The 15997-nt window shown below is 42.2% G+C and carries 15 protein-coding genes; 5 read left to right on the top strand and 10 right to left on the bottom strand.

Translation table 11 applies throughout. The annotated features are described in order from the left end of the window. Window positions 1-47 precede the first annotated feature (47 nt). Window positions 48-1748 (bottom strand): hypothetical protein, encoded by a 1701-nt coding sequence (locus U0035_RS07980; protein ID WP_114789469.1) that lies wholly within the window; start codon window positions 1746-1748, stop codon window positions 48-50. A 183-nt stretch (window positions 1749-1931) separates the two neighbouring features. Here U0035_RS07980 and U0035_RS07985 point away from each other — a divergent pair, with 183 nt between their 5' ends. Beyond that, window positions 1932-3314: a dihydroorotase gene (locus U0035_RS07985; protein ID WP_114789470.1), complete on the top strand. Its 1383-nt coding sequence runs from the start codon at window positions 1932-1934 to the stop codon at window positions 3312-3314. A 78-nt stretch (window positions 3315-3392) separates the two neighbouring features. Further along, window positions 3393-4712, top strand: a complete 1320-nt coding sequence (locus tag U0035_RS07990; protein WP_114789471.1) for a MutS-related protein — start codon at window positions 3393-3395, stop codon at window positions 4710-4712. Here the strand turns inward: U0035_RS07990 and U0035_RS07995 are convergent, their stop codons facing one another. The 3 genes from U0035_RS07995 to U0035_RS08005 form a co-directional block, all read right to left on the bottom strand. Next, window positions 4713-5795: a hypothetical protein gene (locus U0035_RS07995; RefSeq protein WP_114789472.1), complete on the bottom strand. Its 1083-nt coding sequence runs from the start codon at window positions 5793-5795 to the stop codon at window positions 4713-4715. A gap of 58 nt (window positions 5796-5853) precedes the next feature. After that, window positions 5854-6504, bottom strand: a complete 651-nt coding sequence (gene yihA, locus U0035_RS08000) for a ribosome biogenesis GTP-binding protein YihA/YsxC (RefSeq protein WP_114789473.1) — start codon at window positions 6502-6504, stop codon at window positions 5854-5856. 79 nt (window positions 6505-6583) lie between these two features. After that, complete coding sequence (locus U0035_RS08005) at window positions 6584-7609, bottom strand: GntR family transcriptional regulator (RefSeq protein ID WP_114789474.1); 1026 nt, start codon at window positions 7607-7609, stop codon at window positions 6584-6586. A 138-nt stretch (window positions 7610-7747) separates the two neighbouring features. Here U0035_RS08005 and ubiE point away from each other — a divergent pair, with 138 nt between their 5' ends. Continuing rightward, on the top strand, window positions 7748-8491 hold the full coding sequence (gene ubiE / locus U0035_RS08010; protein ID WP_114789475.1) for a bifunctional demethylmenaquinone methyltransferase/2-methoxy-6-polyprenyl-1,4-benzoquinol methylase UbiE: 744 nt from the start codon (window positions 7748-7750) through the stop codon (window positions 8489-8491). Between the two features lie 9 nt (window positions 8492-8500). Next, window positions 8501-9235: an ABC transporter substrate-binding protein gene (locus U0035_RS08015; RefSeq protein WP_114789476.1), complete on the top strand. Its 735-nt coding sequence runs from the start codon at window positions 8501-8503 to the stop codon at window positions 9233-9235. An 8-nt stretch (window positions 9236-9243) separates the two neighbouring features. On the opposite strand, the gene U0035_RS08020 is transcribed toward U0035_RS08015, so the two are convergent. Beyond that, window positions 9244-10245 (bottom strand): formylglycine-generating enzyme family protein, encoded by a 1002-nt coding sequence (locus U0035_RS08020; RefSeq protein WP_327138733.1) that lies wholly within the window; start codon window positions 10243-10245, stop codon window positions 9244-9246. A 415-nt stretch (window positions 10246-10660) separates the two neighbouring features. Here U0035_RS08020 and U0035_RS08025 point away from each other — a divergent pair, with 415 nt between their 5' ends. Continuing rightward, entirely contained in the window at window positions 10661-10930 is a 270-nt protein-coding gene (locus U0035_RS08025; protein ID WP_114789478.1) for a hypothetical protein, read from the top strand. Between the two features lie 159 nt (window positions 10931-11089). Here the strand turns inward: U0035_RS08025 and U0035_RS08030 are convergent, their stop codons facing one another. The 5 genes from U0035_RS08030 to U0035_RS08050 form a co-directional block, all read right to left on the bottom strand. Continuing rightward, a complete protein-coding gene (locus U0035_RS08030) occupies window positions 11090-11524 on the bottom strand; it encodes a PepSY-like domain-containing protein (protein WP_162817758.1) in 435 nt (144 codons plus the stop codon). Between the two features lie 49 nt (window positions 11525-11573). Continuing rightward, entirely contained in the window at window positions 11574-12878 is a 1305-nt protein-coding gene (locus U0035_RS08035) for a sensor histidine kinase (RefSeq protein WP_114789480.1), read from the bottom strand. Beyond that, on the bottom strand, window positions 12875-13552 hold the full coding sequence (locus U0035_RS08040; protein WP_114789481.1) for a response regulator transcription factor: 678 nt from the start codon (window positions 13550-13552) through the stop codon (window positions 12875-12877). The genes U0035_RS08035 and U0035_RS08040 overlap by 4 nt, the downstream gene beginning before the upstream one ends. A 118-nt stretch (window positions 13553-13670) precedes the next feature. Further along, on the bottom strand, window positions 13671-14324 hold the full coding sequence (locus U0035_RS08045) for an ankyrin repeat domain-containing protein (protein ID WP_114789482.1): 654 nt from the start codon (window positions 14322-14324) through the stop codon (window positions 13671-13673). An 11-nt stretch (window positions 14325-14335) separates the two neighbouring features. Beyond that, window positions 14336-15751 (bottom strand): sugar porter family MFS transporter, encoded by a 1416-nt coding sequence (locus U0035_RS08050; protein WP_114789483.1) that lies wholly within the window; start codon window positions 15749-15751, stop codon window positions 14336-14338. Between the last annotated feature and the right edge of the window lie 246 nt (window positions 15752-15997).

Below are 15997 nucleotides of genomic sequence, written 5' to 3' on the forward strand. Positions count from 1 at the left end.
CACTACTATAGAGACGTATTGTCTAAAATAAGGTTTTTAAAACCCTGTTAAAAATAGAAGTCCCTACGGCCAATATTCCAACGGAGTCCTACATTAAACACCGTGCTGTTTTTGGTAGCTACCGCGGGTGGTGTGTCATATCGTTGCTTACGAATCATACCCATAAGTTCTAAAAACAGGTTTTCTTTCAGCTCATAAGACAAGAGCAGACTTACCATTGCAGCATTCGTTTTCCAGCCACTGCCTATTTCATGTCCATAGTCCCCACCCGTTCTGGTTGTGCTGGGTAAAAATATATTACTGCCGTAATTAACCGTTCTATTACTATCCAGCCCCTGCATATAATACATGGCTCGGCCTTCTATCATCCATTTGGGAGCCGGTCTGTAACGCGCCACGCCTATCCATTCGTTAAAATTAGCCATTAAAGGATGCGCCAAAGGCTGATTATAGTGAGTATAATTGGCCACAGAATCATAGTGTGAATAGGTGTATGGTCTTACACGATTCAACTCTAACTGCAGATCCAGGTTTTTAACGGTAAAGGCATCAATGTATTTGGCTCCTACCTGGTAACCAAACTTATTGGCCCACCAGTTATTGCCCCCGGTTAACTCAGATATCTTAAATTCATCAAACAAGAGTTGCCCGTAAACCTGCGCTGTTTTTGCAATGTTTGCTTTAAAATCCATCCCTACCACCGCATTATCAGGACTCCCCTGGTCACGCTCTACCGACCTGTAAAAAATAACCGGCACCAGGTAACCTAATTCAAAACGATTGGTTCTGCCAAATATAATACCCTCAAACACCCCTACGTTCAACCATTTGGTAAGGTTGATATCCAGGTGGTGCATAGCCGCATATTTTTTACCCAATAAATTATCGCCGGGATTGCTTTGATAAGCATTCGTTAGCTCCATAAAAAGATTCTGGTAATTGAATTTCCAGATCCGTGTATTTAATCTTAAAAACAAATTGTTATTTCCAAAATCGCTTAAAAACAAACTACGCTGGCCGTTACCAATAAAATTTTTGTCGTAACCAAAAGTTACATCTACATACTTTGTAGCTCCAAATGTTATATACCCACGTGCGTCAAAAAAATCCCTCCCACCTTCTTTTTTAAACCGGTGATTAAACCCGGCACCAGGCACTGCTGTACGTTCATTCATCCAATCCTGCACATAAGTTGGATAGCGCTCCTGGTTATCGGTCAATGTTGTGTAAAAACCTATTTTTTGGGCAATGCGGCCACGTATAGCAATTCCTCTTGTATTATAAAAAAGGCTCTGATCATTGTCACTTTCTTTCATGTAGCCAATATTTAATACCGGGTTAACAGTAAGGTCGAAGTCCTTGCTATGTGTTTCATACAAACCTGCAGGATACTGATAAAATGTATTTCCTACCAGCTTTTTACTCATGTACGCTTCCCGTTCTTCTTCGGGCAACCATTCTATATTGTTGGCCAATGCACTTCTTAAGTAATACTTATCTACATTAGTCAGTTTTGCATCGAGTGCCGAATCCACATTCAGGTAATTTTTTATAGCGGGTATATAAAACTCCCTGCTGTAAGGCTTCGTCTTACTTAAATTCAGCATCGGATCTCTCTGAGCTTTGATTTCCAGGCGATCGAGTAAAATCTCCTGCTTATCGCCCCTGGGCAAATAAGTAGATTGAGATGCAGCAAGAATTGGTAATAAAACAACTGCTAGCAAAGGCAGGTATTTCTTAAATTGCATAGTTTATTGATAAGGTTAATTAAAGTATTTCTATTGATGATCCCTGTAGTACCTATAGTATTGGTTTGTAGCATATCCGACATTACTTCAAACCAATATCATTATCCGACCTGTCGGGCGGATAATATCAACCGTTTATGATAAAACGGCAATCAGCAAAACAAGGGGCCAAAAACAAAAACCATGCAAATATATCTTTTTAAAAACATTCAGGTAGTAAATGAAGGCAAAACAGAAACAAAGGACGTTCTAATAAAAAATGGCCGCATCGAAAAAATTGATAACCAAATCAATACATCCGAAAATGTTGTAGAAATAAATGGAGAGGGCAAGCATCTGCTTCCTGGCGCTATTGATGACCAGGTACATTTCAGAGAGCCCGGCTTAACCCATAAAGCTAATATTTATACAGAGAGCAAAGCCGCAGTGGCCGGAGGCGTAACAAGTTTTATGGAAATGCCTAATACAGCCCCTCCGGCATTCACGCTTGATTTACTGGAAGACAAGTACCAGATTGCTGCCCAAACCTCCCTGGCCAACTACTCTTTTTATATTGGCACCAGCAATGTTAATGCGGATGACACTTTAGCCGCTAATAAATTTAAAGACCGTATTTGTGGCATTAAAATGTTTATGGGAAGCAGCACCGGTAATTTGCTGGTGGATAACCCACTGGTATTGCACCGGATTTTTGGTGAAAGTGAAATGCTGATTGCTACTCATTGTGAAGACGAAAAGATCATTAAGGCTAATTTGCAAAAAGCTTTGGATGAAAACCGGGAGCTCACTGCAGCCGATCATCCTATCATCAGGAACGAAGAGGCCTGCTTTGAATCCTCATTTTATGCTATTCAACTGGCCAAAAAATACGAATCCCGGCTACATATTCTGCATATTACTACAGAAAGAGAGTTACAGCTTTTCACCAATATGATTCCCCTGAAAGACAAACGAATTACGGCGGAGGTCTGCGTGCATCACCTGCATTTTACGGCAGACGATTACGAACGCCAGGGCAATTTTATTAAATGTAATCCGGCTATCAAAGCGGCTCACAATAAAGAAGCTTTATGGGAAGCCCTGCTGGACGATCGCCTGGATGTAATTGCTACCGACCATGCTCCTCATACTTTTGATGAAAAAAACGAGCCTTATCTGAAAGCTCATGCAGGACTTCCATTGGTACAGCACGCATTGCCATTAATGCTTTATTATAACCGCCTGGGAAAAATATCCATCGAAAAAATTGTCGAAAAAATGAGCCACGCGGTGGCAGACTGCTTTTCCATCAGGGAAAGAGGTTATATACGTGAAGGATACTTTGCAGATTTAGTGATAGCTGACCTGAATGCGCCTTCTACCGTTAATAAAGAAAATATCCTTTACAAATGCGGCTGGAGTCCCTTTGAACAGGCTGGTGAAAACGGAGCCCCTTTCCGTTTCCCGGCCAGCATTACCCATACTTTTGTAAACGGACATTTGGTTTATGCCCGCCTGTCGGACGGACAGGGAAACGGGCAGTGGGATGAGTCTAAGAAAGGAGAACGCTTACTGTTTGAAAGATAATTCCGGGTTAAGGTTTAAGGTTTAAAATTAAAGGTAAGACCGGGGGTCAGCTTAGAATGTAAACATCAAAAAACTACCATGCAGATAGACGATATTTCTTTTAATGATATTTCCATATTTCATGCTGAAGAAAGCTATTCCATCTTCCATAAGCTGAACTTTACCCGGACAGAGGGTGGTAAAGAATGGCTGCGGCATTTTTTTTCTACCCCGTTCAGCGATATAAAAAAAATAACCGGGACCCAGAATATACTAAAAAAGCTGATTGAACAGGTGGACGACTGGCCCCAGGAGATATCTAATGGAACTGTGCTGGTGATGATCAAGTTCCTGGACTATGCCCTGGATGCCATTGGTAACAAACCTTCTGCTGTAGATGCTTTCATGTATCGTTTGCTGCACAGCGCAGATTATTCGATGGCCAAATTTTCTGTAAAACATTTTACAGATTTCTTCCGGGGACTAAAAAAAATTGAAACGATATTGGCTAATGTTGATATGCCTGTCCATTTCAAGAGATATATTGATCGTATCGGCCATTTGCTGAGCGTGGTAGAGCCATTTAAACAAATGGCTGCCGTTGAAAAAGACGAAACCATACCTCAACACAAAAACCTGTATTTCGCAGCTAATGTCAGGGTTCATTATAAAATTGAAGTACAGGAGCTGATCGATATTTACAGCAGGCTGGACGCCTGGTACTCGATGGCTTTTGCTGTAAAAAAATACAACCTGCATTTTCCCGAGTTCATAGAAAGTGATAAGCCTTTTATAGAAGCCAGGGGGTTGTACCACCTGCTATTACACAATCCCGTTCCTTACCATTTACAGATGAGCCCTGAACATAATTTTCTTTTTTTGACAGGCGCTAATATGGCCGGCAAAAGCACCCTGATCAAATCGGTAGGGTCATCCGTTTTCCTGGCACATATTGGAATGGGAGTGCCCGCTTCGGCCATGCAACTCACCATGTTTGACGGCCTGATCAGCAATATTAATGTGGTGGATAATATTGCGAAAGGCGAAAGTTTTTTCTTCAATGAAGTTCAAAGGATTAAAAACACGGTGCAAAAGATCAGCGATGGTAAAAAATGGCTGGTGTTAATAGACGAATTATTTAAAGGCACCAATGTGGAAGACGCGATGAGGTGTTCGCTGGCGGTTATTAAAGGGTTGATTAAGGTAAAAACCTCTTTATTTATCCTTTCTACCCACTTGTATGAAATTGGAGATGAGTTGCAGGAGTTGCCTACGATTGCGTTCCGGCACTTTGAAACCATGGTAACAGAAGAAGCCCTGTCTTTTAGCTACCAATTAAAAGAAGGCATCAGCAAAGACCGTTTGGGATACCTGATCCTCCGGCGCGAAAAAGTAGTGGATATGCTCGAAAAGCTTTGATTACTCGCTGCTATAAGCGTTGATCAATAAGTCAGCTATCTCGTTAATCCCCTCGTAAGAAGTATCCTGAGTAAGGGTATAAAAATTCGTCTTCATGATCTCCCTGATCCGAAGATACGCTTCGGTACTTAAAGCGGTGCTTTCCCGGTATTTTAGCGCTATTATTAAGCCGTGGGCTTTTGACAGGTAATGTAATTTAGCCACAGGATCAGCTATTTGCCGGGCACTATCGAGTGCAAATAAGGATGACTGGACTAAAGTAACCTCAGTATATCCTTTTATTGTAGCTACGGAAATAGCATTAACCCGGATGTCGCCGGCAATGGCCGAAGCCCTGGCTCTCCTGAACTCTTCATATATTTTGGCACCCGCATCCAGGTTTTTAACACCTGCAAAAAGCGCAGCTATGCCCAGTGGGCGGTTTCGTGGCACCGTTCCCTCGTTATAATCCCGGTTAGGCTCATAGCCAGAAGGGAAGCCCATATAATTATACGCCAGGTCCCAGGCCTGCACTACGCTTTGCCCCGGGCCGGACAGGTTGCTAAAAGCATTTCGCATAAAATTTGCTCCTAACATGGTATTAAACCATACTTCCTGTATCTCCACGCCGCTTTCGTTAAAAAGGCGTTTCACTGATACCGGAGTGCTTTGTGTGCGAACGCCGGCAACGCCATTACTGGCTGTAGTTCCATAAAATCGGCTCAGAATTGCAACCGAATCAGCCAGGCTTTTCAATGAATCGGCATCGCTGGTATTGGTAGCTATACTCACCCGCCTCGCCATGTTATTCAGCAGGGTATCGCTATATACAAAATCAGGAACCATTTCCCGGGTAAAGGGTCTGCCGTGGTTGAGCCATAAAGAGTCTATAACTGTAATATCAATAGGGCCGCTTACAGATTTAGACAGGTAATTGGCCATCCCATAAGTCATGATCACCCTAGCAAGCGCAGAGGAATCATTGCTTTCCTGGTTAAAAACAGGGGGTACCGAATAGGAAGATAAAAACGGTTTGTTTTTTACACAGGAAACGAAAAGCAGCGTAACAATAATAACAGGAAACAATTTAAAATGCAACTTCATTGGTGTATTTTAAAACGGACAATGCTCTAAATTAGTGTTTATTTGAATCTATGCTTCATTACTTCCCCTGTAACGCGGTAAACTCTTTGTTCAGCCCATGGATAAATGACAGCAGCTCTTCTCTCCCATCCCCGCGGGTGGCCGAAGTAACGAAATAGGGTGGTAAATCGGCCCAGGTATTTTTTAAAGTTTCGATAAATTTTTGGACATTGTTTACGGTGGCCCCGGGCTTGTTTTTATCAGCTTTGGTAAATACAATTGCAAACGGAACCTGCCATTCCCCTAATTGATCTACAAACTCCAGGTCGATTTTCTGAGGCTCATGACGACTATCAATCAAAACAAACAGGTTGCCCAGATTAGTACGCTTTAAGATATAATCTTCAATCATGGAGGTCCAACTCTTGCGTTGCTTTTGTGACACTTTAGCATAACCATAGCCTGGCAGATCTACCAGGTACCAACTCTGGCCTACTTTTGCTTTTACGTTACCTTTTGCCAGATCGTTAATAACAAAATGATTGATCAACTGCGTTTTCCCGGGGGCAGCCGATGTTTTAGCAAGGCCCTTCATATTGCACAACATATTGATCAGAGAAGATTTACCCACATTACTTCTTCCGATAAAGGCATACTCGGCTTTATCTGCAGGAGGGCATTGCGTGTAGATGGCACTACTCTTAATATAAGAAGCTGAAATAATTTGCATACAGACTGCAAATGTAGAACATACTCAGCAGTAATCAGTGATGAGTATCAGTGATAAAATCAGTACATGCCCGCGTCAATCAAAGCGATGGCCTGAGCTTCAAATGAAACGGGGTCTCGATCTTCTTTCTTTTTCCATCCAGAATCAACAATGCAGCCTGCCGGCCCATCTCCTCAAAATCAGTGGAGAAAGTAGTAATACCCTGCAGGATCAGCTTTTTTAAAGGTGTTTCATTATAGCTGATCACTCCTATATCTTTCCCTATTTTTAATTTCGACTCTTTAATTTTCTCAATCAATGTAACCAGGTCATCTTCCATTAAACTGATATATGCGGTTCCCTTCTCTACTTTTTCCTTGGCAATGTCATTCACAATTCCTGCAGAAAAAGCATACTCATGGCAAAATCTCTTAAATCCTTTCATTATTTCTTCGGGAAAATAAGTATAGGAAGGTACAATAATCTTTAAGGTTTCATATTTCTTCAAGCTGCCCACAGCTTCTTCCAGCGCGCCATAGATGTCGTTTTCAAAATTTTCATACACCGCGCTGAAATCCCCGCTGACACCCGGCACAAGTTTATCCAGCAGGATCAGCTTCTCTTTAGGAATGGTATTCAAAATCTCGTAAGCATTTTCACCACTTTCCAGGAAATGGGCGATAATTACAAAATGAGAATAATGCCTCCCCGCATTCGTTAAAAGCCTTTTAAAAAAATTAAAATCGTTGTTATAGATATAAAAGTCAATAACGGCATTGTCTCCCAGCGTTTTCACAAAAGAATCATAAATAATTTTTTTATGAGAACTCAACTTGTTGAAAAGCAAAAAAACCTTGATATCGTTTTTTACATTGGTGGTTTTTACATAATAGCCTTTACCAGGTACAGAGCCTAAAACCCCCAGCTTTTTCAGGTATTTGTAAGATTTTTCGGCTGTATCCCTCGAAATATCGAACTCAAAGCTCATTTCATTAATAGAGGGCATTACTTCATCATGCCTGATTTTGCCTAATGCAATTGCTTTGATCACAGATTGAGCCAATTGCAGGTACTTGGGGGTGGAAGAAAGCTCGTCCAGTTCTATATTATTAAAAAATTCCTTCATCGGCAACCTAATTACGCTACTAAGATATTATAAAGGCTTCGGCTACGCGCATTTCGTTTAAAATAATTACAGTTCCCGTTTTTCATATTGTTCCTTCCCGTTCCCCTGTTTCTCAATTCATCACGTATCTTTGCGCCCATGTCGGCACAACCCCACGATCACATTATACCGTTTAGCGAATCTGAGAAGACGAAAAAAGAACAGGTTGCAGAAATGTTTGATAAGATAGCAGGAAAATACGATTTTATGAATCGGTTTTTATCTGCCCGAACGGATGTAAGCTGGCGTAAAAAAGCAATCAACTCCCTGCGCAAAAAACAACCACAATATATACTGGATATTGCTACCGGTACCGGGGATATGGCCATCAGGGCTACCAGGATGCTGAATCCCAAACAGGTAACGGGTGTAGACATTTCTACTCAGATGCTGGAAGAAGGCCGTAAGAAAATTGAAAAACTAGGTTTAACCGGCCAGATACAACTGGAAAAAGGCGACTCGGAAAATCTTCATTTCGCGGATAACAGCTTTGATGTAACCATGGCTGCCTTTGGTGTTCGCAATTTTGAACATCTTGAAAAAGGGCTTTCAGAAATGTTCAGGGTTTTAAAACCGGGCGGGCAATTATGCATTATTGAGTTTTCGAGACCCCGACCGGCTTTTATCAATAATATCTACCAGTTTTATATGAGCCTGGTGGCGCCGCAAATTGCAAAGGCTTTCAAGCAGGATAAACAGGCTTATCAATACCTGAACAAATCGGCCAGGGCTTTTCCTGAACGCAAGGATTTTACAGCAATATTGGACAAAGTGGGCTTTCAACAAACCAGCTATAAGGCACTTACTTTTGGCATGTGCTGTATTTATTCCGCTACCAAGTAATTTTGCGCTATGCGCATTATCTCCCTTGTTCCGTCCATTACAGAACTGTTATATCACCTGGGGTTGAACGATGAAGTAGTTGGGATCACCAAATTCTGTGTGCATCCCCAACAATGGCATGAAACTAAACCCCGCGTAGGTAGTACCAAGAATGTACATACCGAAACCGTAAAAGCGCTTCATCCTACCCTGATCATCGCCAGTAAAGAAGAAAACATTAAAGAACAGGTGAACGAATTATCACTATTTAGTGAAATATTGCTCACGGACGTCTCCAACTTCGATAGTGCGCTGCAAATGATCGACACCATTGGAATCCTTACCGGAAAACCCCAGCAGGCCAACCATCTTATATCTAAAATACAGGAGGAGTTCCAGGACCAGGCCCGATACATATTAGCAACAGCCGCCTATCTTATATGGAAAGATCCCTGGATGACTGTTGGAAGGGATACTTTTATACACTCGATGATGGGAAAAGCCGGTTTCAGGAATGTAATGGATCAGCAAACCCGGTATCCTGTAATAACCATCAAAAAAATACAGGAAATGCAACCGCAATATGTATTTCTTTCCAGCGAGCCCTACCCCTTTAAAAAGGAGGACATTGGGGCAGTACAGGAACTGCTTCCTTCTTCTAATATACTGCTGGTGGATGGAGAAATGTTTAGCTGGTACGGTAGCCGCATGCTACATGCCGCCGGCTACTTTAAAGAATTACGCGATAGTATCAAAGCTATATAAAATCTTGTTTATTTCCTGTCTCGTACACACCTGAAACCGGTATGTTCCAAACCTGTATCGGGGCTGCTTTTCATACGCCTTGCCGCACGATACCCGCTGCAATAAGAATCGTTACATAAAAAGCTTCCGCCACGTAAACTGCGTTTGGCATTATAAGGTTCCTGCGGATCATAGGATTTATCGGGGCCCCGGGGATTCACGGTCAGCTTTCCTTCCAGCTGCCGGTAATAATCGTGATGATACCAGTCGCTACACCACTCCCATACATTACCGGCCATATCGTAAAGACCATAGCCATTTGCAACAAAGGATTTAACGGGCGCCACAGTTATATAACCATCTTTTCTTTCGTTCAAATAAGGAAATTTACCTTCCCAGCTATTAGCCTTGGATGTACCACGGTTTACATGCTCATTACCCCAGGGATAAATATTATTGATCAAACCGCCCCTGGCAGCAAACTCCCATTCAGCTTCTGTCGGCAATCGCTTACCAGCCCATTTGCAATAAGCCTGCGCATCGTCCCAGCTCACATGCACTACAGGGTAGTTGTCTTTTCCCTCTATGCTGCTGCCTGGTCCCTGGGGGTGTTTCCAGCTGGCGTCCTCTACCCAACTCCACCATTGACTAAAGTTATTCAGATCAACCGGACCATCCGACTGTCTGAATACCAGCGAGGCCGCAACCAATAAACTGTCATGAGGTTTAGGGGTACCCGGCGGCAGGGTCTTCCGGATCTCTTCCCAGTCAGGCTTGCGTTCTGCCGTGGTAATATAGCCTGTAGCCGCTACAAATTTTTTAAACTGTGCATTGGTTACTTCGGTTACATCCATATAAAAGGGATCTACCTGAACTTTATGTTTGGGATATTCATCTGCACTTGCCTGGTCATTATCCCCTCCCATATCAAATATGCCACCAGGTATCAATATCATCTCCTGCAGGGAAGTGTCGCCGCTAAAGCTAATAGCTGAAGAATCTGCTACACCAAAACGCGTTGGAGCTTTCATGCAGGAATGATTGGAATCCGTTGCCGCAGGTTCCCGCTTCCCACCTGAATTACCACAAGCAGAGAGCAGATATATCGCACTAATAAAATAAACGGTTTTCTTAAAAAGGCTCATCAGATAAAAATACTGGTTTTATTAAAAACGATGCAGTATTCATAATTTATCAGGAATAAAAAAATATTAGTCTATTATTTTAATAGACTAAAAAGAACTACTATATTTGCTTCATGACTATTTCGTTAGCATCCAAACATACCTATTGTTGTTGCTGTGGGCCATCGTTCTAAAACTGCCCGCTACAATATTAATATACCGCCATAGCAAAGTATTATTCAAAAAATTCCAAACCCGCTTTTCATCACATTCGTACCTATCTCATTATTTAACCACGGCCATCAGCCATTAAACCTTTTTTATGCCACTATTTTCAGCAAACATTGTATTACATTATGCAGGCCAGCAAGATTTTGCTTTACTAGATGAAGCCTTAAGATCGAATCACTTTTTTCCCGGGAACGCACCAAATGAAGACCTGGCGGAAAATCAAACCAGGGAAGCCATTACACTGCAGTATCTTAAAAAAGGTAATTTAGCCTTATTGGAGGTAATGGAACTGGTGAAAAATGCGGCCGCCAAAACCGGAAAAAAATTCTCCTTCACCGTTTTGAAAAACAGGTATGAGTAGTTGAGACAGGCCGTGCAATCAGGGTGAATTGGCAAGTATTGATTTCACTGTTTCTTGTTGTTTTACATGAGAAGGGCCGTTTTCACGGCCCTTTGTAATTAATTTGGAAAGCCATACTTTCCTGACAATACGGCTCGCTTATTCAAATGGACCAGGCTGTTAAAGCACTTGGTTGGACAATAACTTGCCGTGCTCCGTAAACAATACTTTATGCTTTTCCTTCGCCTTTGTTAACCTCATCTTATAGAAAACATTGCGTCCTTCCTGCAGGCGCTCTACGCTTGAGGGTGCAAATCCGTCGAAGGATTTTTTAATCGCTGATTGTACCGCACCAGGTAACTTCTCTTTATCAAAATCCTGCTTCCAGCGTTTCAGCTTTCCGCTATGATCCAGCCAAACCTCAAACTCCTGCCTGCCGATCTCAAATTCTGCTTTGTACAAACCGTTCTCCAATTCCCATACAACATCAGTAGCTTTTGGAAATTTTAATTGCAAAGCATTAATGATGATAGAAGGCACATTTTTAGACTGTACTTCCTGCGCATTTAAATAGCTGCCTGTTACCAGTAATATCAGTAAAATAATCGTTCTCAACACCTATCTTGTTTACAATACAAAAATAAAAGACCAAAACGGGAAAAAATCAGGAATGCTTGCGTTCCTGTCCGGTACCATTATCACCCGCTTGTATACTAAACCTGTGCTTACCGGTACCAAAGGAATAATGTGCAGAAAGGTGGTATAAACCCGCAATAGCCTTAACAATGGCCAGGCCCAAACCAGTGGATCCGCTTTCGGCAGATCGCTTATAAAACCGGTTAAACATTTTCTCCTCATCCAATGGCTCGGAAGCGTCGCCTGTATTCTCTATGTTAAATCCTGAATTTGACACAGTAATTACTATGGTACCTCCGGGGATATTGTGTACAATAGCATTTTTTAGGAGATTCACGACCAGTATTTCCGCCAGGGCGTAATTCATCTGTTTTTCGAAGCCACCCTCCTCCAGAAGCTGTATCTGTACTTTTCTGAAGCGAAGCAGGTCGGCAAAATCCTTTGCCAGTCTCTGAAAAATATCGTTAAACCGCACTTTTTGCTCTTCTGCAAATTGCTGGTTTTCTATTTTGGACAGCAACAATAAAGCCTTATTCAGGCGTTTAAGACTTTCAAGAGCCTGTATCACTTCTCCTACCGTTGCGGCATCTTCATCTGTTAACGCGCCTCTTTCTGCCAGTAACTCCAGTTTGTTAATACTGATAGCCAGTGGCGTTTGTAACTCGTGGGACGCATTTTCATTAAACTGTTTCTGGCTTAAATAGGTATCTGAGTTTCTTTGCAGGAGAGACTGCAGCGAATCATTCAACTCCCTGAACTCTTTCACTGAAGTATGGGCTGGTTTAAATAGAGGTGTATTACCCAGTTTAAAATTTCTGAGCTGGGTCAGTAAATAATGGAATGGCTTCCATATTTTCTTTAAAACAAAATTGTTCACCACCAGTATACTCGCCAGCATTACCCCATATAGAGCTGCCAAAGCCAAAAAAAGCTTCCGGATCAGGTCCGCTTTATTAATGACTGCCGATATGATCTTTAACTCATAATATTTCTCATTTGCCACAAATGCCGTAGTCAACAAGCGTACCGGCGCATGCTGTTCCAGTCGTTCCTGGTAAATAAGGGTATCTTTGTAAGTATCTAACACACGAATGGCTTTTTCTGCTGATATTTCATTGATCCTGTAATTTTTATCCCCAAATAAATTGCTACTCAGCATGGATGTATCGCCCTGCGCCCGGTGCACAATAAACATTTTATAATTGGTAAGACCGTCATCTACCGTTTCTTTCACTTCCTGCAACATGAAAAAGTAAAAAACAACTGCCCAAAGTCCTAATACGCCTAATAGAGATACAGACAGGTACAATAGTGTATGGTTCAGCAATTTCATATTACCTGCATCTTATAGCCAATACCATATACGGCACGTATCTCAAGGCTGCTCTCATGTTCATTTAACTTCCTTCTTAAATTTTTGATCTGCGAGTAAAGGAATTCGTAATCATTAGCCTCATCGGCATAAGCGCCCCAAACATGTTCGGCCAATGCTGTTTTTAATACGAGGCGATTATGGTTCAGCATAAAATAAGTTAATACATCCAGCTCCTTACGGTTAAACGCTACTGGTGTATCGCGAATGCTTACCGTTCTCTCATCAAGGTCCAATTTCACATTGCCCAGTTCTAATATATTCTTGCCGCTGAAAGCCTTTCTGCGAAGCACAGATCGTATCCTTGCGTTAAGCTCCGCTATGTGAAACGGCTTGGTCAAATAATCGTCGGCACCCAGGTTCAGGCCCTGCACCTTGTCATCCAAAGAGTCATTTGCTGAAATAATGATCACATTATCAGCCTTGCGCATGGTCTTCAGTTCCTTTAAAATATCCATTCCGTTCCCGCCAGGAAGCATAATATCCAGCAAGATACAGTCGTAATCGTAGGCGATGATTTTTCGAATGGCTGTTTCAAAATCCGGAGCTTCTTCTACCAGAAAATGCTCTTTCTGCAGGGACTGGCGGATGACCCCCAGCAACTCAGGCTCGTCTTCTATCACCAATATTTTCATGTAATCACTCCAGTTTTATTTGTTGCACATGTAATTCAGCATCATTACATGCTTACAATAATAGCTATTAAAACCGTAAAAAAACAGGAACAAATATCGCCGGGAGAATAGCGGGGGTTCATTCAGACTCCAGGATGCGAACTATCTCTTTATAACCCAGGCTTTTTGCGTGTTGCAGGGAGGTAACCCCATTTTTATCAGCAATATGAATATTGCAGCCGGCATCTTTAAGAATACGCACAATTTGCTGGTATTTTTCGGTTCCGTCACCTAAGATCACTGCTTCCAGCAATCCTGTCCAACCCAGCCGGTTTACATGGTCGATAGGAAATCCGCTGGTAGTGGCCAATAACCTCACGGTTTCCACATGTCCCCTTTCACAAGCCGGAATCAACGCAGATCCGTTATAGCGGTTAAATACATCAAACCGGGCACCATGCTGCAGGAACAATTTCAACAATTCGGTCTGGCCCGTAGCGCCGGCATATAGAAAAGGGCTATCCAATATCGCATCCTGCCGGTTAACATCAGCACGATGCGCCACCAGCAGCCGTGCCATCCTGAGATTCGCGGCATGAGTAGCCCATAACAGCAATGACCTTTTGCTGCCATCTGTTGTATTTACATCAGCCCCCCTTTTCAAAGCCGCTTCTACCGCCTTGAGGTCATTCTTTTTTACATCTTCAATGATAGTTGAATACATAGAATCTGTATTGGGTGAGCTGCAAAAACTGCAACAAGCCAGCAATAATACAATGATCAGCGTTCTCATACCTTCTTTTTTCAGTAGTCTTTACCAACCGCTTCAGCTCCCACCAACTGCTTTTCCAGGGCCTCCAGCGAAACGCCTTTGGTTTCGGGTACTTTGGTTAGCACCCATATCAACTGGAGTAACATCATAAAAGCAAAAAACGCAAATATAGGCCAGGGATTATCCTTAAATACGCCATGATTTGCATCCAGGAATACAGGAGTGATTAAAGTAATAATAGCCGCAAATACCCAGTGTACACTGGCGCCGAAGGATTGCCCAAGCGCCCGTATTTTGTTGGGGAATATTTCAGAAATAAACACCCATATCACCGCTCCCTGTCCGATTGCATGCGATGCTATAAAAAGCAATAGAAAGGATAACAGGAAAGTAGGTGAAGCATGCGTATAAAACGCATAAGCCACCATACCCAGGCTCACAATATACCCGATTGAGCCCCATACCAGTAAAGCTTTACGCCCCGCACGATCGATGAGATACAATCCTACAAATGTAAACACCAGATTGGTGCCTCCGATAGCAATTGAATTCAATAAAGAATCTTTTGACGCCAGGCCTGCCCTTTCCAGTATCTCAGGGGCGTAGTACAATATAAAATTGATCCCCGACCATTGATTAAAAAATGCTACTAAAAAGGCCAGCCAGAGAATACGGTTATAACGCGCACTAAAAAAAGAAGTTTTGCTTTTCCGCGATTCTTCCTCCGCTGCCCGCCTGATGGCGCCGATCTCTTCTTCAGCATTTTGAATACCCAGCGTCTGCAATACTTTACGGGCAGCGGCATCATCGTTTTTGCGTGCTACCAGCCAGCGTGGACTTTCAGGAATGCCAAATACAAGCAATGTATAAACGAGCGATGGTACAGCCATTACCCCCAGCATCCAGCGCCAGTCATTGGCGCCATCTACGCCTTTTAGAAAGTAATTAGACAGGAAAGCAACCAATATACCAAACACGATATTAAACTGGTACATAGCTCCTAGTCTGCCCCTGGTTTGAGCAGTAGAGATTTCCGAAATATAAGTCGGGGCTGCAACCGAAGATATACCGATACCAAGGCCACCCATGAAACGGAAAAAAGAGAAAGTATAAGGGTCCTGTGCCACTGCCGATCCTACAGATGATATTGTAAAAAATATCCCTATCCACAAAAGCACTTTTTTACGCCCGTATTTTTCGGTAGGTCCACCTCCAAAAATAGCACCTATAACGGTACCCCATAAAGCCATGGACATAATAAAAAAGCCATGGAACCAGGGCGATATATCAGTTGTATGCCACAAATCTTTTATCGGCTGATTGGCACCTGATATTACTACCGTATCAAAACCAAATATAAATCCGGCCAGGGCCGCAATAATGGATATTCCGAAAAGGTTTTTTCCACCTTTCGCGGTGGTATTCAAAGCATCGTTATTTACCTGCATCTTTACTCTTTTTAGTTTAGTGGTAGGCCTATAATATATGATTTACAACCATGGGATTGCAAAATCGATTTTTGAAGGTACTGTAATTATTTTATCTGCGCTTCATTTTTTCAGAAGGAGATTCAAGTAATCGCATGAAGATAAAACAGCTTGCTATTGCAGGGTATGTTTTCAAACTATAGTCCTACTTTAGCAAATATCAGATCTAATATTTTACAATAACAGAAGCGCATGAAATGGTTTAAT

Source organism: Niabella yanshanensis (genome assembly GCF_034424215.1).
Classification (GTDB): Bacteria; Bacteroidota; Bacteroidia; order Chitinophagales; family Chitinophagaceae; genus Niabella; species Niabella yanshanensis.

Excerpts from the sequence above, each read along its gene's own strand:
- yihA (WP_114789473.1), bottom strand. The coding sequence starts at position 6,504 with ATGCAAATTATTTCAGCTTCTTATATTAAGAGTAGTGCCATCTACACG.
- U0035_RS08040 (WP_114789481.1), bottom strand. The coding sequence starts at position 13,552 with ATGAAAATATTGGTGATAGAAGACGAGCCTGAGTTGCTGGGGGTCATC.
- U0035_RS08025 (WP_114789478.1), top strand. The coding sequence starts at position 10,661 with ATGCCACTATTTTCAGCAAACATTGTATTACATTATGCAGGCCAGCAA.
- U0035_RS08045 (WP_114789482.1), bottom strand. The coding sequence starts at position 14,324 with ATGAGAACGCTGATCATTGTATTATTGCTGGCTTGTTGCAGTTTTTGC.
- U0035_RS08050 (WP_114789483.1), bottom strand. The coding sequence starts at position 15,751 with ATGCAGGTAAATAACGATGCTTTGAATACCACCGCGAAAGGTGGAAAA.
- U0035_RS08015 (WP_114789476.1), top strand. The coding sequence starts at position 8,501 with ATGCGCATTATCTCCCTTGTTCCGTCCATTACAGAACTGTTATATCAC.
- U0035_RS07995 (WP_114789472.1), bottom strand. The coding sequence starts at position 5,795 with ATGAAGTTGCATTTTAAATTGTTTCCTGTTATTATTGTTACGCTGCTT.
- U0035_RS07985 (WP_114789470.1), top strand. The coding sequence starts at position 1,932 with ATGCAAATATATCTTTTTAAAAACATTCAGGTAGTAAATGAAGGCAAA.
- U0035_RS08020 (WP_327138733.1), bottom strand. The coding sequence starts at position 10,245 with ATGAAAGCTCCAACGCGTTTTGGTGTAGCAGATTCTTCAGCTATTAGC.
- U0035_RS08005 (WP_114789474.1), bottom strand. The coding sequence starts at position 7,609 with ATGAAGGAATTTTTTAATAATATAGAACTGGACGAGCTTTCTTCCACC.
- U0035_RS07990 (WP_114789471.1), top strand. The coding sequence starts at position 3,393 with ATGCAGATAGACGATATTTCTTTTAATGATATTTCCATATTTCATGCT.
- U0035_RS08035 (WP_114789480.1), bottom strand. The coding sequence starts at position 12,878 with ATGAAATTGCTGAACCATACACTATTGTACCTGTCTGTATCTCTATTA.
- U0035_RS07980 (WP_114789469.1), bottom strand. The coding sequence starts at position 1,748 with ATGCAATTTAAGAAATACCTGCCTTTGCTAGCAGTTGTTTTATTACCA.
- ubiE (WP_114789475.1), top strand. The coding sequence starts at position 7,748 with ATGTCGGCACAACCCCACGATCACATTATACCGTTTAGCGAATCTGAG.